Consider the following 22697-nt stretch of genomic DNA (forward strand, 5'->3'; position numbering starts at 1 on the left):
CTTACGGCGAATAGTTAAATTAGCGTGAGCAAAGGTAAAAAGGGGTTTTTAAGCTACTCCATAATCTGTATAGGGACGTTTATAAGGAGGATGTAAACCTAGTACAATATCCTCTCTGGGAACTCCCATTTTTACTAAGTCTCCGGCGGGATTTTCTTCTGTTAAATTTTGTTGTAGCCAAATTTTGCCATTTTTAATATCTAGGTGTATGACCGTCATATACACGCGGGTTAAATGTTCCCATCCCACGTTCATCCATTGATAATGGTCGTTTTCTGTATCAAAGATGAGTTGTACATCTACTTCGTTAGTGGAAATATCGTCTTTGGCGTAATTTGTGAGTAGAGTTTTAATGTATTCTCGATACTTGCTTATTTTATCCATTCTACAATCACCTCATTCTCTGGTTCATATACCACTAAGAAAACTTGATACCTTTTGAGAGCAATTTGTGTGAACTCCAGTTGAAAAAACGTTTGATAAACTTCAAATGGAACGGCCATATATAGTATACGATCTGGTTCAATAGCTTCCAATGCAAGACGATAACTAAGAAACTGACCCAAAGCAGCGTAAAAATCGGTAATAGCGGAAGGATTGATAAAACTTTTGATTTCTACTGCGATTTTCTCATTTTCTCTTTCAGCAGCAATTACTTTTTCAGCACCTAAGTCAATTTTAAATTTGACGCTGCCAAATTTGAATTTTAATGGATCATCTGTAATTAACCACTGCTCTTTTTCTAAAGCGGTTTTTACTGCTTCGTGAAATATATCTTTTGCAGATACGGGTAACACCAAATATAAACGAGCTACCTACATTTTATGGGGAAGATGGGAGTTGAACCCACAACCGTCCCCTTGGAAAAGGTTCTCGTAAGAACCCTTTTCAAGAGGGGGCTCTACCATTGAGCTACTTCCCCAATAAGTTATTTACTTTATCATAACTCAGTATAGCGCCGAATGTAATTCTTGCAAAGTGCTGAAACTTTTTTATAAGTTTTTCTCTGTCTTTATTTTCCCATGATTTAATAGGCTTATACTCATCTTCAAATTCTTTAATCAGATATTTATAGAGGTTATCTACACCAATCTTGGTAATTATCAGATGATCAATTTTTTCTGATAACCTGTGAATAATATTTAAAATATCAATTACTTCCATAGATTCAAAGTGAGAAACTTCTTTTTTTGTAAAGTCTAGTACCTTGACTTGAAGATTATTTTCTCCTAACCAAAATTTGTTTAGTTCTTTGCCATTGTCTTTTATACATTTTGCAATTTCTTTTTGATATGCACGTTTTTCATCTCTGTGAACAATGCTATTACGTCTCAAAGATATATACTCTAAAGTCTTAAATTCTATTTCTGATAATCCATTGATATCTATCATACCAATGTTTTTCCGTATCTGTTGTAATTTTTTATTAGAAAATAGTTCTTTTAGACTTGTAAGATAAATTCTTGTAAAAGAATAGACATCTGCAAGATAAATTTCAAACTGAGAATAACTCAAAATAAATAAACTGCGTAGAATAAAACTTCTAGTTTTTTCACTCTCATCTATAATTTTTTCCATCTGTGAATTAAACTGATCAGCAAACTTGTTTTCTGTGAATAACTCACTTGTATATTTTTTGGAATTATTTTTGATTTTCAACTGGTTATCAATAATGAATTGCTCAGAAATAAAAAGAAAATGTGAATAATGTGTATTTAGTTCTGAAATTTTTTGATGTAATACCACCAATTCTTTACTACGCATTTTAAATATCCATCCTATGATTTAGCTGTAACTGATTCTGTTTATTATGTTTAAACAAGTCAATAAATTAACTTATTTACATATTATAACAATATAATCTACTTGAGAAAAAATTGAAGAACCTCAGTAAAATAAAAATATAAGGATTCAGATGAGGAGATAAGATCCCCGACTTCTAAGATCAATTAATCATGTATGAACACAATAAATAAAAGAAGTCGGGGATCTGTTACCGTTGGGAGTAGAGAATTTGGATTAGATCCCAATAATTCGTTTTAACAGCGACAATTTACCCTTATATGGTGCATATCGCCAATCTATATCCAAACGAAATGAGTTTTTTAAGACACTTTTATAATGGGAAAAAGTATCAAAACTAGCTTTACCGTGATAGCTACCAATGCCACTATCACCCACACCTCCAAAGGGTAAAGAAGAAACACCAACCTGCATTACTGTGTCATTAATACATACTCCCCCAGATGATGTTTCCTGTAAAATCCGTTTTTGCAGGTTTTTATTTTGGGAAAATAAATATAAAGCCAGGGGTTTTGGTCTAGAGTTAATTAAGCTAATGGCTTCATTAATGTCTGTATATTCAATGATTGGCAAAATTGGCCCGAAAATTTCCTCTTGCATGACTGCATCTTCTAAAGTCACATTTTCTAACAAAGTGGGAGCAATATACAGTTCTTCCCGGTTAGTTTCTCCACCGACAATAATTTTCCCAGCTTTGAGTAAATTAGCCAATCTATCAAAATGTTTTGGATGAATTATTCTCGCATAATCTGGACTGGTAGCAGGATTTTCACCATAGGATGTTTGCAGACATTTTTGCAAAGCATTAACTACATTAGCTTTGATTTTTTTATCTACTAATAGATAATCAGGGGCAATACAAGTTTGTCCAGCATTAATAAATTTACCCCAAGTAATGCGTTTAGCGGTATACTCTAGATTAATGTCTGTATCAATGATACAAGGACTTTTGCCACCTAATTCTAAAGTTACTGGAGTGAGATTTTTAGCAGCAGCTTCCATGACAATTTTACCAATGGCTGTACCACCAGTAAAAAAGATGTGATCAAATTTTTGGGCTAGTAACTGTTGACTAGTTTCTACTGCTCCTTGAATGACGGTAATATATTCTGGAGCAAAGTATTTTTGAATCAATTCGCTGATTAAATTAGAAGTATGGGGTGCAAGTTCTGAAGGTTTAATAATCGTACAATTTCCCGAAGCGATCGCACCAACCAAAGGTGAGATAATTAATTGAAAGGGATAATTCCAAGGGCCAATAATTAAAACCACTCCCAATGGTTCTGGATAAATTTTAGCGGCATAGGGGAAAAATTCTAAAGGAACGGCTGCTTTCTTTGGTTTTGTCCAGTTATTAATATGTTTGAGAGCATAATCAATTTCTTTATTAACACCGATTTCTGTAGCGTAACTTTCAAATTCTGGTTTATGTAAATCTGCCTTTAACGCTTGGATAATTCCCCCTTTATTCTCACTTACTAATTGTTTGAGTATTTTTAATTGAGAAATCCGAAAAGCTACATCTTTAGTTTTACCTGTTTGGAAAAACTGCCGTTGTTTAGCGATTATATCGAGAGGTTTGGATAATTCGGTACTAATCATTTTTTATCTCAAAAATAAGTATTATGGGAGTATTATTATTTAGGTTCTACCGTACTTGTTATGCTAAATAACCAGTCTGAAAGGGGAAAGAGGGAACAGGGAATAGGGAACAGGGAATAGGGAACAGGGAACAGGGAATAGGGAATAGGGAATAGGGTAAAGAGGCAATATTTTTGTACATTAACTAATTATTTGTCAATTTAACAAAATATTGTCACAAAAAATAAAAATTATTGAAACCCTGCTATAACAAGGATCATAGCAGGGTTTAGTTATTATACCTTCTAATCATTTTGTGAAACCTTTTTTAACAAATTAATTGTCAAAAAAGGGAAAATTAACAATTTAAGTGTCAATTCCCAAAATCCATGTAAACTACTCTACTTCTGAAAATTTCACACATTAAATGTCACTTTTGATTTATAATATACAAATATGTTCCAATTAAACATCAATGTATATGAGGAATGAAACACCTATAACTCCAGACAACTTAGAAACTGAAAGTGTTACCGCCAAAGATACTCAAATCATTGTGTCGGAACTTTCCGACGAGGCGAAACTAAAAATGGAGATTATTCAAAGTTTATTAGAAGCAGGCGATCGCACTACCTATGCTCAAAGACTCAAAGAAGCAGCAGTAAAACTGGGTAAATCAGTACGAACAGTAAGGCGACTGATTGATAAATGGGAACAGGAAGGCTTAGTTGGTCTGACGCAAACTGACCGGGTTGATAAGGGTAAGCACCGAGTTGATGAAAACTGGCAGGAGTTTATTCTCAAGACTTATAAGGAAGGTAATAAGGGCGGCAAACGCATGACTCGCCAACAAGTAGCAATCAGAGTGAAGGTAAGAGCGGATCAACTAGGTGTCAAGCCTCCCTCTCACATGACTGTTTACCGTATTCTTGAACCTGTGATTGAAAAGCAAGAAAAAGCAAAAAGCATCCGCACTCCTGGTTGGCGTGGTTCTCGATTATCACTGAAAACTCGTGACGGACTAGATTTATCTGTCGAATACAGCAATCATATCTGGCAATGTGATCATACTCGTGCTGATATTTTACTGGTGGATCAACATGGTGAACTTTTAGCTCGTCCTTGGCTGACAACGGTGATAGATACTTATTCTCGTTGCATCATCGGAATTAATTTAGGTTTTGATGCACCTAGTTCTCAGGTGGTGGCTTTGGCACTGCGTCACGCCATATTACCCAAAAAATATGGAGCAGAATATGGACTACATGAGGAATGGGGAACTTATGGCAAACCAGAACACTTTTTTACTGATGGTGGTAAGGATTTTCGTTCTAACCATTTACAACAAATAGGTGTGCAGTTAGGCTTTGCTTGCCATCTTCGAGATTGCCCCAGTGAAGGCGGTATTGTCGAACGTCCCTTTGGTACTTTGAACACTGATTTATTTTCTACCTTACCAGGATACACAGGCTCAAATGTGCAGGAACGTCCAGAGGAAGCGGAAAAAGAAGCTTGTTTAACTTTACGAGAATTAGAACGTCTATTGGTAAGGTATCTCGTAGACAAATATAACCAAAGTATTGATGCTCGTTTGGGTGATCAAACTCGCTATCAAAGATGGGAAGCTGGGTTAATTGTTGCCCCCAATTTAATCTCTGAGGAGGATTTGCGTATTTGTTTGATGAAGCAAACTCGACGCTCGATTTACAGGGGTGGATATTTGCAATTTGAAAATCTCACCTATCGGGGTGAAAACCTAGCTGGTTATGCTGGGGAAAGCGTGGTGTTGCGATTTGACCCGAAAGACATTACAACTATCTTGGTTTATCGCCAAACAGGTTTTCAAGAGGAATTTTTAGCTCGTGCCTATGCCCAAGATTTGGAGACTGAAGAATTATCTCTGGATGAGGCTAAAGCTATGAGTCGTAGAATTCGCCAAGCAGGTAAAGAAATTAGTAATCGTTCGATTTTGGCTGAGGTAAGAGACAGAGAAACTTTTGTTAAGCAAAAGAAAACGAAGAAGGAACGCCAAAAAGAAGAACAGGTTGTGGTGGAAAAAGCCAGCAGTGAGCGAAGTCGAACTGCTAAAAAACCTGTGATTGTTGAACCTGAAGAAATAGAAGTGGCATCTGTGGAAAGTTCCTCAGATACAGATATGCCAGAGGTTTTTGATTATGAACAAATGCGCGAAGATTACGGGTGGTAAATTATGATTTCACAACAAGCTCAAGGTGTTGCTCAAGAATTAGGTGATATTCTCCCCAATGATGAGAAGTTACAAGCGGAAATTCACCGATTGAATCGGAAGAGTTTTATTCCTTTGGAACAGGTGAAAATGCTCCATGATTGGTTAGATGGTAAGCGACAATCACGGCAGTCTGGGAGGGTGCTAGGAGAGTCAAGAACGGGTAAAACTATGGGTTGTGATGCCTACAGACTCAGGCATAAACCGAAACAAGAACCAGGAAAACCGCCAACTGTGCCTGTTGCTTATATCCAAATACCTCAAGAGTGTAGTGCTAAGGAGTTATTTGCCGCAATTATTGAGCATTTGAAGTATCAAATGACAAAGGGAACGGTGGCAGAGATTAGAGATAGAACGCTGCGGGTTCTCAAAGGTTGTGGGGTGGAAATGCTGATTATTGATGAGGCTGATCGTTTTAAACCTAAGACTTTTGCGGAGGTGCGGGATATTTTTGATAAGTTGGAAATTGCGGTGATTTTGGTGGGTACTGATAGATTAGATGCTGTAATCAAACGAGATGAGCAGGTTTATAACCGTTTTCGCGCCTGTCATCGGTTTGGTAAGTTTTCTGGGGAAGATTTTAAGCGCACTGTGGAGATTTGGGAAAGGCAAGTTTTAAAACTGCCTGTTGCTTCTAATCTTTCCGGTAAGGCTATGCTGAAGACTTTGGGTGAGGCAACTGGGGGTTATATTGGGTTGCTGGATATGATTCTTAGGGAGTCGGCTATTCGGGCTTTAAAGAAGGGATTATCAAAGATTGATTTGGAAACTTTGAAGGAAGTAACGGCGGAGTATAAGTAATGGAAGTTGGGGAAATTAATCCTTGGTTGTTTCAGGTAGAACCTTTTGAGGGGGAAAGTATCAGTCATTTTTTGGGGCGGTTTCGACGGGCAAATGATTTAACAACTACTGGTTTGGGTAAGGCTGCTGGGGTTGGGGGTGCAATATCCAGATGGGAAAAGTTTCGTTTTAATCCTCCTCCTTCTCGGCAGCAATTGGAGGCTTTGGCTAAGGTTGTGGGTGTTGATGCTGATAGGTTAGCGCGGATGTTACCTCCTGCTGGGGTGGGTATGAATCTTGAGCCGATTCGGCTTTGTGCTGCTTGTTATGTGGAGTCGCCTTGTCATCGGATTGAGTGGCAGTTTAAGGTGACTCAGGGGTGTGAGGATCATCATTTAAGTTTGTTGTCTGAGTGTCCTAATTGTGGGGCTAGGTTTAAAGTTCCGGCGTTGTGGGTTGATGGTTGGTGTCTTCGGTGTTTTACGCTGTTTGGGGAGATGGTAAAGAGTCAGAATTTTATTGAATCACATAACAAAATTTAAACATAAATCTTCAAAATTCCTATTCGATAATACTTTCAGCCATTCTTTGATTTTATAAATGCCTAAATTTTTATTTTCAGTCACATAACCGTCACATAAGATTAATTTATTTATTCCATAGATATAAATAATCATTTATGCCCAAAATGGCACATATTTAGCGTGTTTCTTAGATTTATTTTCAGGATCATAGGGCTTAATTAAGTTTTCATTAATTGTATCCGCAATAATTCGGGAAGCCATAGAATAGTTTTTATCATCAATAGCAAATCTTTGTCTTAAGGATTCATTAGTCATTTGCTCACGACAGACAAATCGTAAACAAGCGTGCTGATAACAAGCTCTCATGCGATCGCTTTTATCCATATCTTTTAATTCTCTATAGCTCAATAAAACAGCTTCTGTATGTTGATGTTTAACATTAAAATCTGGAGCAGGTAATTGAAAAAACTCAATTGCATCAATTACTTTATCTATACCACTACCACGTTCTTCACAGATATTAATTCTTCTCATAAAAGCAGCTAAATTTTCATTGCGAGATTGAGGTGGTATATCTATAAAACGCATTGTATCAACTAATGGTTCACCCGGATTCCTAATTTCAATTCTGTCAGAAAATATCTCAATAGTAGAACTAACACCAGTCATATTAAAATCTTGGTGAATCATAGCATTAGCAACTAATTCTCTAATCGCAATCTCTGGATACATTTTGATATTTTGGCGTAATGCTTGACCAATTTGTTCATTCTCAGGTAATTGATCATTAATAAATGCAATTATTTCTTCATAGCTTACAGCATAACCTTTCTCAAATACCCGTTCTCTTTGAGTAAAAATTCTACCTTTATCTTTGTAGATAATAACTCTAATTGCTTTTCTTCCTAGTCTTTCAAAATCGCTTAATTTTTTCGCAAAAAGAATTGCACCTAAATTAGTAATATCATAATAATTATTAGCTTTTATATTAATTAGTTTTTCTTTTTCTAACCGCTCTAAAATCCCTTGTTTGTTGTCTGGTAAATTTTGTTTTGTTAATTCAAAATAACTGGGATAATTAATCTTCGTTAAAATTTCATCTGCTGTTATATTTTCTAAAGCTATTCTTTTTTCAAAAGTTTGATAGGAAAATAAATTCCACAATTCTCTTTCTTTTTCTGGATAGTCTTTAAGTTTTTTCTTATAGCTACCAACTCTAATATATTCTATTCCTTGAAAACTAACAGGTTGATAATTAGCACTAGGAATTTCCAATAATACTAAATTTTGATTTTGAAACGGAAGTTCATAAATTTTAAAGTTAATTCTAGGGAAAAGAAGTCTAAGTAACCAATTTTCCAATTCTTCATTGCCAATTTTTGTTTGTTTAGGTTTAAATTGAGTACCTACAATATTACGAGTATTATCTTCAATTCCCCAAACTAAATAACCTGTATTTTGCCCGTGTAAAGTAGCTGAATTTGATAATGCTGAAATATATTCTCCTATTGCTTCTGGTTTTTCGTTATTTTGTTTAAATTCTACCCACTCGGTTTCTTGAGGAAGTGAAATTAGTTGTTGCACAATGATAGATAATTGACTTAATTCCATAATTTTCCTTTAAATATTAATTATCTATAATATTTTTTCAACATTCCAAGCAGATTGATTACCAATTTTTCCGCATTTAGTAAACTGAAATGCTCCTCTTACAAAAGGTGATTTTCTAGGTTTTACCCCTATGAGTTCTCTAACTTCAGCAGTTGATAAAATCCATCCATTATCAACTACTTGTTGTAATTGTTCCCAATGAAAAATTGTTTTATATTGAGAAGCTCTATTTTTTAATGATTCATATCCAGACATTGTTAAAATAACCTCTCGTTCTTTTTTATCTATATTAGTGTTTTTTGGTGTTGTTATTACTTCTGAATAAAAACTATTAAACAATTCGGGACAATACTGAGAAACATAATTATAATCAGCTTCTAATCTAGCCCATTCTTCAAAAGGACGTTTAAGATTATCTTCAAAAAATTCCTGAAAACTATTATATATTTTAGAGTTATTTAAAGAACTTTCTTTTTTATACAGTTCTTTTTCTTCTACAATTTTAAGAAGTGTATAAATAACACTCCAAGTTTCATTAAGTGCTTCTGAAGATTTAGAAAGCCAAGTTCTGGCAAAAGCAGCCCTAGCATCATCTGATTGAAGTTTATAAAAGTCTGCTAACACTTCAGTATGTGTTAATCCATGAACTGCGTTACCAGCAGACCTTTTTGCTTTACCAGCACCTTGAGCAATTGCAATTTCTCTATCTCGTTGAGAGTTCGACATTTAATTTAATTTTCCTCTTGTTCAATTTCAAAAGCTATAGCTAACTCAGGACAATATCCCTTGGCAATTAATTTATTTCTTACCCATCCTTTGATTTTTTGTGTAACATCTTTACGGGTTAGAATAGCTTGAGCTTGAGGACAATTGTATCTACTTTTATCTGTTAATGATTCATTTGTTCCTAAAACTTGTTTCATTGCACTACCAACTAATGGATAAACTATGTTTTTATCAGATAATTGAAGATATTTACCTAAAGAATTGATAACTTGAGAACCTAGACTTGTACGAATGTCACTCAGTTCAGAAATATTAGGAATATGACCAAGATCAAAATTTTCAGCCCATCTTGTATAGAGTCGCTCTAATACCAAGTATGAATTAGCATCATTTAATAAGCCAATTAAATCAGGTTCATGAGTTTTAATAAACTGTATAAGTTGATCTTGTGTTGGACTAGAATCAATTTTTTCATCCCAAACTACAGGGATTTCAGGTAACATCCCAGTATAATTAATTTCCCGTTCTGCATCTTCAGGAGAATCAACTACTTTTTGTACCCATTCAGAAATTTTCTTACGCTTAGTTTCATTATTATCTCCCCAAATATCCTGGTATTTTCCTGTATTAATTGGTTGTTCGGTATTACTTTGTTTGGTTTTTCCAATATCACCAGCAATTTCTATTTTTTCTTTTGTTTTCAAAATTCCCTGTACAGGAATATCAATACCTGGAGTAACTTGACCTTCCATTAATTCCTCTATTGTTGGTATTGATTCTAAATGATCTCGCATATTGCAAATATAAGAAATTGCTCTGCGGATATCACTAGCATTTTCGTAAGTTTCATGAGTAATAATTTTAACGCTATCTAGTCTACGAGATGGGGTTAATAAGGTAATACATTGTTGATCTAAATCAGTATCTCCAGGTTTAAATTGTTTTTTCAATTTTTCAATTTGATCATAACTACGAATTTGACGACCAATAGCTCTTTGTACAAGTTCAATTAGAGACTGAGTTTTACAAGCATAGCCAATACAACCACAATAACGATTACTTACTCCTTCCCTTGCCATCCCAATTACAACAAGAACACGATTACAATTTTCATTAAGTATTCCTGTTTGTTGATATAACATCCAAGGATGTTTAGGAGACATTTTTTTGCCTTGGATATATTTTTTTTCGGTTGATTTTAGGCTTTTATCTTTGTCTATCTCATCAATGTTTGAATGAATAATATCAGCATGGTATCCTTTACTTTTGGGAAATCTTTTACGATTACTTTCAAAAATTTGATTAATTTGTTCACATATTTTTCTTCCTATTGGTACACTATCTAAAACAATCATAGAATGTACTGGATACCATAACTCTGCCTTAGAACCTTCAGGACGATGAGGCGCAATATCACTGATTACTGAGGTTTTATCCTCAATTTTGTCGCAAGATTCCATATAAGTCAGAACTGCTTGTACAACAGAAAGTTGTGGTATTAAATTTTTGTCATACCCTTCTTGTTTAGCATCATCTGTTTCTTCAAAACCAAGCTCATTATCAGCAATTAATTCTGCTCTTTTAATTCCAACTTCTTCAACAAAATATGTAAATTCTCCTTCTTTGTCACTTACATATTTCATTGAATGATCATTTTCATTAGCATCATCATAATCATAAACAGAAAGCAAAGTAAATTGAGACAGTGTTTTACCATCAGCTTCAATTGGTGTTCCTGTGTAACCAAAAACTAAAGAATCTACCGCTTTTTGAACAATATTTAAAACCTGGTATAAAGCATAATGAGGTTCATCAATAGCAATAAAAGGAAATTGAGCTAAAATCTCAGATAAATTTTCTTTGGGATTGTCATTTGTTTCAAAAAACTGATGAATACAAGCAACCCAAATATCACAACGCTCTAAACTAGGATAATCTTGAACTTGCCAACCTTCAGATAATATTCCTACTCTGGGTGCGTTAGAAGAAATACCATATTTGACAAGCTCATTTTCTCCTTCGCCTTCACCACTTAAAGAATTAGCTATTTGATTTCTAATTGCTTGTTCTTTAGTTAAAATTAAAATTCTATTAATACGAGGATATGACTTTCCTAGTTGTTTCTGGATAATATAATTTAATGCACAAGCCTGTATAACTGGCGCTAAAGTTTTACCTGCACCAACAATCCAAAAATTACCGTAAATAGTACGATTAATTTGATTCCAAGGATGCAAAAACCAATCTTGATAATCAAGAATCCGATCCCAACCTTCGCGTTTTTGGGCTGTTCTTAACTTATCGAGATTTATTCTTGGATGATCAAAAAAGAATGTTTTTGACCAATATTCATCAGGTTTAATACCTTTTTTACTATTATGCTCTCTGCAAAGGGGTTGTAAATTTTCTATTTCATCAGGACCATTATTACGTCTGGCAACAATATGGTCTACTGTATCTGCTGGTTTAATACAACCTGGATGATTACATTGAGGTGAACTACTCCACTTATTAATAAATTGTGTCCATGTATCTGAAGTCATCCAACTTGGTTTTTTAAGAGACATACATTTTTCCTTATACTGGTTTAACTACTTAATAATATTATGCCTTAGATTGTGATAAATAACATCTAACCACACAGGAATTACAGCCTTACCTTCATCCAGGGATACTAGACGCGAAGTAGCTTTTTGTTAGACATCCTTACTTTGGTAACTTGCTTGCTAACCCCTGATAAATAACATCTAACCACACGGGAATCACAGCCTTACCTTCATCTAGGGATGCAATAGCCATCTTCCGATCAAATTCTACCAAAGAAAGCGAATCATCCTGTGATAACAACAACATAAACCGCTTCCCGTGACCAGAAATAAACAACTCCGGTTCTTGTTCCTTCAGTTGTTTCAGAATAAAACAAGCAACATCAAAACTTATCCCCGTAGACAGCCAATATACCAAAGCAGCCAGTTCCACCAGATTAGACCTGGAGTAATAAATACTGCGTCCCGTTCCCGTCTCACTAATCACAGGCACAACAATCCCTTTCTCTCGCCAATACTGGATCTGGCGGAGAGTACAACCTGTAATTTGAGCCGCTTCCTTACTTGTGAAAAATGTTTCTTGCATAAAAAACTATTTTACAGAAAGAAGCTATAGTACAAATATGGTAGTATTAAACAAATATGTTTATTATATGAGCCAAATCACTATTCAGTGCCGTCTACTGGCGAGTGAATCTACCCGTCAACAGTTATGGCAATTGATGGCTGAGAAAAACACGCCACTGATTAACGAATTACTCATGCAAATGGGTAAACATCCAGAATTTGAAACTTGGCGACAAAAAGGTAAACACCCCACAGGTGTAGTCAAAGAACTGTGTGAACCTTTGAAAACTGATCCGCGCTTCATGGGACAACCTGCAAGGTTTTACACCAGTGCCACAGCATCAGTGAACTATATTTATAAATCCTGGTTTGCCTTAATGAAGCGGTTTCAGTCCCAACTAGACGGCAAACTGCGCTGGTTAGAAATGCTCAATAGTGATACTGAATTAGAAGCAGCCAGTGGAGTCTCCTTGGATGTACTTCAGACTAAATCTGCCGAAATTTTGGCTCAATTTGCTGCCCAAAATCCTGCTGAAACTCAACCAGCAAAAGGTAAAAAAGGGAAAAAATCTCCAACTTCAGATAGCGAACGTAATTTATCAAAAAACTTATTTGATGCTTACAGTAATACAGAAGATAATTTAACTCGTTGTGCCATTAGTTATTTACTCAAAAATGGCTGTAAGATTAGCAATAAAGCAGAAAATACCGATAAATTCGCTCAACGTCGCCGCAAAGTAGAAATTCAAATTCAACGTTTGACAGAAAAATTAGCTGCTCGAATCCCTAAAGGACGAGATTTAACTGATACCCTAAGATTGGAAACTCTTTTTAATGCTACTCAGACTGTTCCTGAAAATGAAACCGAGGCGAAATTATGGCAAAATATTCTGTTAAGAAAATCTAGTCAAGTGCCGTTTCCAGTGGCTTACGAAACCAACGAAGATTTAGTTTGGTTTAAAAATCAATTTGGGCGGATATGTGTAAAATTCAGTGGCTTGAGTGAGCATACTTTTCAAATTTATTGTGATTCTCGCCAACTTCACTGGTTTCAAAGATTCCTAGAAGATCAACAAATTAAGAAAGATAGTAAGAATCAACATTCTAGTGCTTTATTTACCCTGCGAAGTGGTCGTATTTCTTGGCAGGAAGGACAAGGCAAGGGAGAACCCTGGAATATTCACCATTTAACTCTTTATTGTTCTGTAGATACTCGTTTGTGGACAGAAGAAGGAACAAATTTAGTCAAAGAAGAAAAAGCCGAAGAAATTGCTAAAACCATCACCCAGACAAAAACCAAAGGTGATCTTAATGATAAACAACAGGCACATCTCAAACGTAAAAGTTCTTCTTTAGCTAGAATTAATAACCATTTCCCTCGTCCTAGCCAACCTTTATATAAGGGACTATCTCATATTCTAGTTGGTGTGAGTTTAGGTTTAGAAAACCCTGCCACAATTGCAGTTGTAGATGGTACAACGGGAAAAGTTTTGACATATCGCAACATTAAACAACTACTTGGTGAAAGTTATAAATTACTCAATAGACAGCGACAACAAAAACACCTGTTATCCCACGAACGCCATGTCGCTCAAAGGATGTCAGCACCAAATCAATTTGGAGATTCAGAGTTAGGGGAATATATAGATAGATTACTTGCAAAAGAAATTATTGCAGTTGCCCAAACATATAAAGCTGGCAGTATTGTTATTCCAAAATTGGGAGATATGCGAGAGCAAATTCAGAGTGAAATTCAATCTAAAGCTGAACAAAAATCAGATATAATAGAGGTTCAACAAAAGTATGCCAAGCAATATCGAACTACTGTTCATCAGTGGAGCTACGGTAGATTAATCTCTAATATTCAAAGTCAGGCAAGTAAAGCAGGAATCGCTATAGAGGAGGGAAAACAACCAATTCGAGCGAGTCCATTAGAGAAAGCCAAAGAATTAGCGATAAGCGCCTATCAATCCCGAAAAGCCTGATTGACAAAATACCGAACCTTAATAATAGAATAGGAATTAACAATAGCGCCGCAGTTCATGTTTTTGATAAACCTCTGTTCGGTGACAAATGCGGGTTAGGTTGACTGTTGTGAGACAGTTGTGCTTTCTGACCCTGGTAGCTGCCTACCTTGATGCTGCTGTTCCTTGTGAACAGGAATAAGGTGCGCCCCCAGTAATAGAGGTGCGGGTTTACCGCAGTGGTGGCTACCGAATCACCTCCGAGCAAGGAGGAATCCACCTTAATTATTTATTTTTGGCGAACCATAAGCGAGGTCAAAAACCCTGGGGTTCTGCCAAAGGTCTAAATCCGTTGTCTAGTCTGTGTTTCAGATGTTAAGATGCTTTGATAATGTTCTCTTCAGAGGGAAATTAGGAGCAAATTTAGGACATCTGCCAAAATTGCTTTTGGAGGTGTCTTTAGATAAGGGTTTGGTCGGGCGGAGTTTTAACACCCCTCCCGGAGTGGGGCGGGTTGAAAGACACAGATGGAAGATCACCACGGCACAGGATTTATAGGTTTCAACACCCCTCCCGGATTGGGGCGGGTTGAAAGACATTTATGCAAGTATAATAAAAAATATCTGGGTGGGTTGAAAGATCAGTAGGTCGTGGGTTTAACTCTGAAAACACTATATAAATACAGTGTTGCTTGTGATAGTTAGGGACAATTAATTTGTTAACAGTGACACGAATTAGTTAAAATGACATTAATCTGTTAACAGTGACAAATAAATTGTTAATGTACACGAACGTACAACCTAAAGCCGATGATGAGATTTGAACTCACGACCTACTGATTACGAATCAGTTGCTCTACCCCTGAGCCACATCGGCGCATACAGTCTAGTATAATAACATAATTTACTAATGATGGAACAAAATTCTCAAAATAATCTTAAACCTCAACAATATCAACGCCTCAAAGCCGAAGCAGCCGCACCCTATCGGGGTTTGCGGAAATTTATCTATATCAGCGTCGGTGCATCGGGCTTTATCGGTGCATTCGTCTTCTTCTTTCAACTCCTAGCAGGACGGGATATTGAACAAGCCCTGCCTAATTTCGCCCTTCAACTAGGAGTAATAGGACTAATGGTACTTCTGTGGCAATGGGAAAACAGAAAGAAGAAGCAATAGGCAAGAGTATGGCTAACGCCACGCTTTGCTATCAGGAGGAAGAAGAAAGAAGGAAGAACTAAAAATATAATTCTCCTCTGCTCCCCTACCCCTGCTCCCGGTTGGTGAGCGACTTGCCCTGAGCGAAGTCGAAGGGAGTCGAACCGCTGCCCCCTACCTATTTACCTGTCACCAAATAGGGAGAATTAATAGGTTTAACCCGTCCAGCATTAACCAGCGCTTGATAGACAAAGGCGGCAATATCGGCTCTAGTTGCTTGACGTTGAGGTGCAAGTTCCTTCACATTGGGATAGTTAATCACCAATTGGCGTAAAGTTGCTGCTGCAACCGGACCGACTGCATAACTAGGAATTTTACCAGCATCCACATAGAAGCTGATGATACTTTGAGAACTAGCAGTTAAACCCAAACCATTAGCCAAAGCTACCAAAGCTTGAACTCTAGGAATTTGTTGCTCTGGTTTAAAAGTGAAATCAGGATAACCAGAGAGGAAAGGACTACTAGAAGCAATTTTAATGGCATTATAAGCCCAATAATTGCTGGCTACATCATTAAAAGTAATAGCCGCCCGTGTTGACTTAGGTTTAAAAGCCTTATTAATAATGGCCGCAAATTGAGCGCGAGTTACAGGTTCATTGGGTTTAAAACTACCATCGGGAAAACCAGCGATAATATTTTGGGAAGCTAAGGCTTCAATATAAGTTTTTGCCCAATAACCTGTTGGAACATCTTTAAAAGCCGTATTCCCAGTATTCCCAGTATTATTATTGGGAGGAATAGTCACAGCAGTCGCCACAAAATCAACTGCGCCAAAAATCTTCTTCTCATTGATATCATTACCAACTGCGGCAATTCTTATACCTTTTGTCGCATTGTTAAGATCATAACGAACGTTATCGCGGATGAGATTACCACCAGGACTGTCATTAGTTCCCAGGTTAGGGACTGCGCTGATAGTAGCAACTATACCATCCTGTGTATTATTGCGAATGGAGTTTTTACGGAGTATGGGTTTTGCCGTGTCATTGATATACAAACCGCTTTTGTTTTGGATGATATTGTTGCCCTCTATCAAAGGTGTGGAACTACCACCAACTGACAGACCAAAACCATTATCTTGAAACAAGTTACTACGAATTGAACCTTGGGCGGATTTAGTTACGGAAATCCCCTGACCCTCGTTTTTCAAAAAGACGTTATTTTCAATTTGGGGATTAGCTGTACCCGTAAGATAAACCCCGTCTCTCTTGCTGTTAATAAAGGTACAGTTTTTGATCACAGGGCTACTCGATTCTAACCAAATAGCCGTTCCCCGTGAATTAGGATTGGTAAAAGTTAAACCTGTAATCGTAGTATTATTGTTAGCTAACAGTGTAATATCCTGTTTTGCCCAAGTACGACTGGTGTAAAAACCACCACCAATAATTATGATTCCTTCACCTTTATTGGATTCATTACCTTGAAGTGTCACACCTGGGTTAAGCACAAGGGGAAATTTTTCACCACTATCCTTAGTATAGCTACCAGGAGCAACCTGAATTACTGTACCTGGTTGAGCCTTAGATAAAGCAAAGGTAATTGTTTTATAAGGTGAGGCAACAGTTCCCGTCCCTGTTACGTCTTGTCCTGTAGCGGAATTAACATAAATGACATTAGCACTAGCTGGAGCTTGGGCAGTTACCACTGGTATATTACCTGCTTTAACCTGAGTAGGTATAAGGGTGGAGCTACCAGCAATTAACAACAAAGCTGTAAAGGTGCTTTGCAAGGATAAATTGGAAATGTGAAAACCCTGATTTTTCATTTTGTTACTGAAGTTATCTACTTAATTGTGGTACTCTCACAAAAGTTTAAGCTAAAACTCATGACAAACTATAGCGGATAATTAGCACTTATTCAGCTAAAATCGGCATTAAAAAATAATATAACTTAAGATAGCAATCCTATTTGATTGTTGGACTACACGTAGGTTTGCTGAATAAGTTCAGGACTTACGCAAACCAAAATTAGGGGTAATTCATGAATTACCCCTACCAAAGAATAAGGGTTTCAGTTACATCTTGCGTAAGTCCTAAAAAATTTGATTTGGAAGTCCCTCAACCAAAATAAAAAAGGATGAATATATGCTTATCTATTGCCATTGGTGCATAGTTACTGATTTCATTGAGTTTTAACTTATCAAGCTTTGCTTAACTCCTGTACAAGTAGCACAAGCAATACCTATAAAAAACACAGTTCAATTAAAAGCGAATCAAAAGTTATTGATTATAGCTTTCAGATGGCTGATAAAGAGTTATATCTTAAGAGGGTGTTTGAAAAGTGATAAACCCTAATTTTCATCACATTTCCACCCTCCTTGTCAAGGCTACGGTCTACACAGAAGTCTAATCAGGCTGCCTAATAGAGTTTTAATGCCTCCTAACCCCCAATACGAAGACAGATAGGACTTGTGTGTACACCGTAGCTTATCAAGGGGAAATAGTGAAAATTTTCAGCCACAATAAAAAATGAGGATAAGATTTCTTATCCCCAAATTTCCTGCCAAGACCAGGGCAACTGGTAAGTATTTACCAAATGGTTAATAAGCTAAAGTTTCTAAAGTTTCTCTTAGATACATTTGTACTTGTTGATCTAGACGTAGACTTTCTAATTGGGTATTACATTCTAGTTGCCATCTTTGAAAGCCAGAACTAGCAGAGATCACGTATTTCAGATTATGCCAAAGTTGAGTGTTAACAGATAATTGGCGATCTCTACGCTCACCCTTGATATAGTCTTTGCTATCGTGGTTATGGGCGTAATCGCTAGAAGTTGGAAATTGAGCCATAATTCCTCATTCCTTATGTGTGACTTCCAGAGTTAGACAATTGGGGATTTGGGATTTAAAATTGATTATTTGTTTCGCACTTAAGGGGAAGACTTGATTTGAGCTACCCAAACCTAAAATTGAAAATTTTTGCTCAATCCTTTCTCAGGATAATGGTTTTATACTGGAAAATTCTGTCTCATTCATCACTAAATTGAGAATTTTCTGCGAGAAATTTCTAAAATAACTTGTTCTTAATTAAACCGAGAACTTTTTTAATTTGTATCAGCAGTCAGGGGATTTATAAACTGAAATTAATCATGAAACTATTTCTCATACCGGGTTTTACTGTTTCTGAATCCTCAATTACGGAGTGCTGAGTTTATCTTATTTGAGTGTTGAACCCTCAATAATTTTGATTCAACACTCATCAACTCAGCACTCAACGCTGTGATCACCGGACTACTTTGTCATAGTCAGGGTACGACGTTTAGTTACCATTTGATAGGCTTCGATAATGTCATTTTCAGCCCAGTCATGGAACTTATCAATGCCGATACCACATTCATAACCTGAGTTAACTTCGCGGGTATCTTCCTTCATCCGTTTTAGGGAGTCAAGGACACCCTCATAAATTACCTTGTTGTTACGACGCACGCGCACTTTACAGTTGCGAACGAGTTTACCAGATTGGACATAACAACCGGCAACAGCACCACGACCAACGGGGAAGACTGCACGGACTTCTGTTTGTCCCAAGGGTTCTTCCACCAATTCTGGTTCAAGTAGACCTTCCAAGGCACCTTGAATATCTTCCAAGAGTTTGTAGATGATGTTGTATTCCCGAACATCCACACCTGCTTCATCCGCAGCTTGTCTAGCACCACTGGCATAGGTAGTATTGAACCCAATGATGACAGCATTACTAGCCGCAGCTAAGTCTATATCTGTTTCGGTGATCTCGCCAGCCGTAGCCAGGAGCATCCGAATTTGGACTTCGTTTTGAGGAATTTGGCGCAGGGAGCCGATAATAGCTTCCACAGAACCTTGCACGTCGCCCTTGAGGATCAAGTTGAGTTCTTTCAACTCGCCTTCTTGTGCTTGTGCTGACAGGGTAGTGAGGGTAACACGACCTTGTAACAAGCGAGATTGACGTTGTTTGTCGGCGCGATCGCTTGCCAATGCACGAGCTTCTTTTTCGTTTTCAAAGACCTCGAAATCATCACCGGCAGCAGGTACATCACTTAAACCGAGAACCTCAACTGCAAAGGATGGACTAGCAATATCTACGCGCTTACCGCGATCATTGACCATCGCCCGGACTTTACCGAAGGCTGATCCAGCGACTAGCATATCGCCAACGTGGAGAGTACCGTTTTGAATTAGTAAGGTCGCAACCGCACCCTTAGCTTTATCCAAATGTGCTTCAATAACTGTACCTTTAGCCACCCGATCTGGATTGGCGGATAGTTCGGCAACTTCCGATACTAGCATAATCATTTCCAGGAGGGTATCCAGGTTTTCACCTTTCATGGCACTAACAGGAACCATGATTGTATCACCACCCCAGTCTTCAGCGGTTAGACCATAATTAGTAAGTTCTTGTTTCACCCGTTCTGGTTGTGCGCCTTCTTTATCAATCTTATTGATGGCAACAACAATGGGAACATCTGCGGCTTTAGCGTGGCTAATAGCTTCGATGGTTTGGGGACGAACACCATCATCAGCCGCTACAACTAAAACGGCAATATCTGTCACCCTAGCTCCTCTGGCACGCATAGCTGTAAAGGCTTCGTGACCGGGAGTATCTAGGAAGACAATTTGGTGTGGTTTACCTTCATGTTCGATATCTACGTGGTATGCGCCGATATGTTGGGTAATACCGCCAGCTTCGCCAGCAGCGACTTTAGTTTTGCGAATGGAGTCAAGGAGAGTGGTTTTACCGTGGTCTACGTGACCCATAATGGTGACAACGGGAGGACGACGAATCAGGTGATCCAAATCTGCCAAGTCAATCATTTCTGTGACTTTGCGAGCTTCAGCTTCACGTTCGACCACTTCCACTTCCACTTCTAATTCTTTGGCGACTAGAGTAATGGTGGGAATATCGAGGTTTTGGGTGATACTCACAGCCATGCCTTTCATAAACAGGATTTTGACAATCTCTGTATCGGCAATGACTAAAGCATCCGCCAGTTCTTGAACTGTTAATGGACCGGTAATAGTTAATGTGGCTGGACGTTCAGCTTTTTGTTCTACTTCTTGGCGACGGTTTTGTTCGCGGGGAGAACTAGATTTTTTACCTTTGGTACTAGGCGCGGCGATAACTGCTGCTGTTGGAGTAGCGGCGCGAGCGGATTTGGGTTTGGGAGGACGGGCAATGGAAAGACTAACCTGTACAGCAGTACCAATGTCTATGCCATTCTCATCTAGTTCTTCGTCATCGAGTAAATCATCATCCAGGATGGGTTTGATCCGTTTATTCTTGGGACCGACCTTAGCCTTTTCTTTGATTTCGTCAATGATTTCTTCTTCTTGCCATTTTTTGCCACCTTTGCTAGGACGAGGTGGTGTGGGGCGCTTGAGATCCAGAAGATCGGGAACAATTGGTGTCTCGTCTAATAGTTCTTTTTTCGCTCCCCCTACATTATGTCTGGGTGGAGTGGCAATGGGCATGGCTGCGGCTGGTTCACCGGAGCGTGCAGGTCTACTAGGACGTTGAATATCGCCTGGTGCGCCAAGGGATGGTCTATTGCCCCGTTGTTCTGGTTTGGTCGGGGCTGAGTTACCGCGACTGGGTCTTGGTGGCGCAGTTTGTGAACCTTGGTCGGCTGAGGGTTTATTGGCTTTACCTCGGACGGGTTGCCTATCTTCATCTGTGCGCTGTTGTGGGCGATCGCGTTTGAGAATTGGTTTGTCCGTAGTTCCGATCTGTTCTGGTCCTGATGACTGACCATCTGGACGAGGAGGTGGAGAAGCCAGTTGGGGTTTTTGTGGTTTCTCTGGTTTGGGTCTAGGAGTAGATATTTTTTCTGATTTTTCCGCCGTAGGCTTCTGAACTACCAATTCAGGTTGAGATTCCTGTTCCGGTGGGTTAAGATTAGGCTTTTGCGGAGTCTCAGATTGATTCCGTGGTACTGGTCGAGATGGTGCCGTCGGCTTCATGGGTGAGACTGGTGTAGCGAAAGGCCGTGGAGGTGAAGGATGATTAGCGTCAGTTGCGACTGAGGCATCTGGGCTGTTGGTAGTAGTGTTTCTCAATATCTTGGGTTTACGAATTTCCAGAATTTGTTGCTTGTGATTGGCGCTAGGACGATTTTTAGCGCTGTTTTGGGATGAATTTGGTTTATGGACGTTTGCACCTTGTTCCTTTTTGGAGGCTAAACTCGTGGCGGCAACTTTTTCGGCTGCGCTACGAATTTGTTCAGCTTCAGATTCGGAAATGGTACTACTATGGCTTTTAACGGCAATATCAAGCTGGTCGCAGATTGCTAATAGCTCTTTATTATCCAAATTCAATTCCTTTGATAAGTCATAGATTCTAACTTTGCCGTTGTTCATCCACTCTTTCCCCTTTAATTTACAGTTTTAACGGATGGTTGCCTGGTTTGTGACATCTCCACCCTTTGATCACTGTTTTTTTGCGGTTGCCCTTGGTGATTTTGCCGGTGCCTCCAGTTAGGAAAGAGAGATGTTTCGGTTTAATGCTGGCATCTCCACCAGAAATGATGGTTGATGTCCAATTGCGCTTTAGCGCTACCAGGTGGCCATGTTTGATGTTTTTGTTTTGCTGATTGGTGATTCTTCCACAACACGATCAAGAAAAACTTCTGTGGAGGTAATGCCGGGAGTCTTCTACCCAACAATTAGGTAGATGAAATTAGCGGTTTACATCCATTTACTATTTTGGCACTAACTTGAGCGATACTAAAGGTTATGATTAAAAGTGCCAATAGGTCGGCTTTTTTATCTTCTTTTTAGAGATTATCGCAATTTTAGTTATTACCATTCATCTGATCTTAGGAATCACTGTGATTTAAACGTTGCCACAATGTTTGATACAGTGTGTCTGGGACTTTTCCTTGCAGCGATCGCCGCGCTGGCCAAAGGCAACGCCCTAATCTATTTTTTTTCTGAGCTAGTTGCAAGCAGCTCGCCTGGCGACAAATGTAGGCAGAACGCCCCATGCCCTGATCCAATTGTACATTTCCCGATGGAAAGACGCGGACAATCCGCCAAAACTCTTGTTTTAAGTTGACTTGACGACAACTAATACAACGCCGATAGTTGGGTTTCATCAGTCTTTTGTCGGATTAAATCAGATATCTTTTTGATACTAAAGAGTTTTGTTGTGAGAACGGTTGACGG

17 protein-coding genes and 2 tRNA genes are annotated in these 22697 nt (G+C 38.1%); 5 read left to right on the plus strand and 14 right to left on the minus strand.

What is annotated here, in order from left to right:
* Window positions 1-48: 48 nt before the first annotated feature.
* The 5 genes from CUN59_RS06650 to CUN59_RS06670 form a co-directional block, all read right to left on the minus strand.
* Window positions 49-384, minus strand: a complete 336-nt coding sequence (locus tag CUN59_RS06650) for a XisI protein (protein WP_104387104.1) — start codon at window positions 382-384, stop codon at window positions 49-51.
* Window positions 372-797 (minus strand): XisH family protein, encoded by a 426-nt coding sequence (locus CUN59_RS06655; RefSeq protein WP_104387105.1) that lies wholly within the window; start codon window positions 795-797, stop codon window positions 372-374. Before CUN59_RS06655 ends, CUN59_RS06650 begins: the two co-directional genes overlap by 13 nt.
* Before the next feature lie 28 nt (window positions 798-825).
* Window positions 826-922: transfer RNA gene (locus CUN59_RS06660), tRNA-OTHER, on the minus strand.
* Complete coding sequence (locus tag CUN59_RS06665; RefSeq protein ID WP_104387106.1) at window positions 913-1764, minus strand: hypothetical protein; 852 nt, start codon at window positions 1762-1764, stop codon at window positions 913-915. The genes CUN59_RS06660 and CUN59_RS06665 overlap by 10 nt, the downstream gene beginning before the upstream one ends.
* 255 nt (window positions 1765-2019) lie before the next feature.
* Complete coding sequence (locus CUN59_RS06670) at window positions 2020-3405, minus strand: aldehyde dehydrogenase (protein ID WP_104387107.1); 1386 nt, start codon at window positions 3403-3405, stop codon at window positions 2020-2022.
* Between the two features lie 454 nt (window positions 3406-3859).
* Here CUN59_RS06670 and CUN59_RS06675 point away from each other — a divergent pair, with 454 nt between their 5' ends.
* From CUN59_RS06675 to CUN59_RS06685, 3 genes are read left to right on the plus strand one after another with little or no spacing between them, the layout of a single operon-like run.
* A complete protein-coding gene (locus CUN59_RS06675; RefSeq protein WP_104387108.1) occupies window positions 3860-5590 on the plus strand; it encodes a TnsB C-terminal domain-containing protein in 1731 nt (576 codons plus the stop codon).
* A 3-nt stretch (window positions 5591-5593) separates the two neighbouring features.
* Entirely contained in the window at window positions 5594-6430 is an 837-nt protein-coding gene (locus CUN59_RS06680) for a TniB family NTP-binding protein (RefSeq protein WP_104387109.1), read from the plus strand.
* Window positions 6430-6951, plus strand: a complete 522-nt coding sequence (locus CUN59_RS06685) for a TniQ family protein (RefSeq protein WP_104387110.1) — start codon at window positions 6430-6432, stop codon at window positions 6949-6951. Before CUN59_RS06680 ends, CUN59_RS06685 begins: the two co-directional genes overlap by 1 nt.
* 135 nt (window positions 6952-7086) lie before the next feature.
* Here CUN59_RS06685 and CUN59_RS06690 read toward each other — a convergent pair whose 3' ends face one another.
* The 4 genes from CUN59_RS06690 to CUN59_RS06705 form a co-directional block, all read right to left on the minus strand.
* Window positions 7087-8544, minus strand: a complete 1458-nt coding sequence (locus CUN59_RS06690) for an RNA-binding domain-containing protein (protein WP_104387111.1) — start codon at window positions 8542-8544, stop codon at window positions 7087-7089.
* A 24-nt stretch (window positions 8545-8568) separates the two neighbouring features.
* Window positions 8569-9270 carry a hypothetical protein gene (locus CUN59_RS21665; protein WP_207765380.1) on the minus strand — a complete coding sequence of 234 codons (702 nt, stop codon included), beginning with the start codon at window positions 9268-9270 and terminating at the stop codon, window positions 8569-8571.
* 5 nt (window positions 9271-9275) lie between these two features.
* On the minus strand, window positions 9276-11837 hold the full coding sequence (locus CUN59_RS06700) for an HNH endonuclease signature motif containing protein (RefSeq protein ID WP_104387112.1): 2562 nt from the start codon (window positions 11835-11837) through the stop codon (window positions 9276-9278).
* 139 nt (window positions 11838-11976) lie between these two features.
* Window positions 11977-12402 (minus strand): MerR family transcriptional regulator, encoded by a 426-nt coding sequence (locus CUN59_RS06705; RefSeq protein WP_104387113.1) that lies wholly within the window; start codon window positions 12400-12402, stop codon window positions 11977-11979.
* Window positions 12403-12469: 67 nt separating this feature from the next.
* Between CUN59_RS06705 and cas12k the strand changes: the two genes are divergently transcribed.
* Window positions 12470-14368 carry a type V CRISPR-associated protein Cas12k gene (gene cas12k, locus CUN59_RS06710; protein WP_104387148.1) on the plus strand — a complete coding sequence of 633 codons (1899 nt, stop codon included), beginning with the start codon at window positions 12470-12472 and terminating at the stop codon, window positions 14366-14368.
* A 783-nt stretch (window positions 14369-15151) separates the two neighbouring features.
* On the opposite strand, the gene CUN59_RS06720 is transcribed toward cas12k, so the two are convergent.
* A tRNA-Thr gene (locus CUN59_RS06720) sits at window positions 15152-15223 on the minus strand.
* Window positions 15224-15256: 33 nt separating this feature from the next.
* Here CUN59_RS06720 and CUN59_RS06725 point away from each other — a divergent pair.
* Window positions 15257-15523, plus strand: coding sequence for a DUF3493 domain-containing protein (locus tag CUN59_RS06725; protein WP_104387115.1), 267 nt, complete (start codon window positions 15257-15259; stop codon window positions 15521-15523).
* A gap of 157 nt (window positions 15524-15680) precedes the next feature.
* Here the strand turns inward: CUN59_RS06725 and CUN59_RS06730 are convergent, their stop codons facing one another.
* From CUN59_RS06730 to CUN59_RS06750, 4 genes are all read right to left on the minus strand, one after another.
* On the minus strand, window positions 15681-17327 hold the full coding sequence (locus tag CUN59_RS06730; RefSeq protein WP_104387116.1) for a DUF1565 domain-containing protein: 1647 nt from the start codon (window positions 17325-17327) through the stop codon (window positions 15681-15683).
* 774 nt (window positions 17328-18101) lie between these two features.
* The gene (locus CUN59_RS06735) at window positions 18102-18350 is read right to left on the minus strand and encodes a hypothetical protein (protein WP_243406888.1); all 249 of its coding nucleotides are present in this window, start codon (window positions 18348-18350) and stop codon (window positions 18102-18104) included.
* A gap of 441 nt (window positions 18351-18791) precedes the next feature.
* Window positions 18792-21890, minus strand: coding sequence for a translation initiation factor IF-2 (gene infB, locus CUN59_RS06740; RefSeq protein WP_104387150.1), 3099 nt, complete (start codon window positions 21888-21890; stop codon window positions 18792-18794).
* 458 nt (window positions 21891-22348) lie between these two features.
* Complete coding sequence (locus CUN59_RS06750) at window positions 22349-22627, minus strand: YlxR family protein (protein ID WP_104387117.1); 279 nt, start codon at window positions 22625-22627, stop codon at window positions 22349-22351.
* Window positions 22628-22697: the final 70 nt, after the last annotated feature.

The organism is Cuspidothrix issatschenkoi CHARLIE-1 (genome assembly GCF_002934005.1).
In the GTDB taxonomy this organism is placed as follows: Bacteria; Cyanobacteriota; Cyanobacteriia; order Cyanobacteriales; family Nostocaceae; genus Cuspidothrix; species Cuspidothrix issatschenkoi.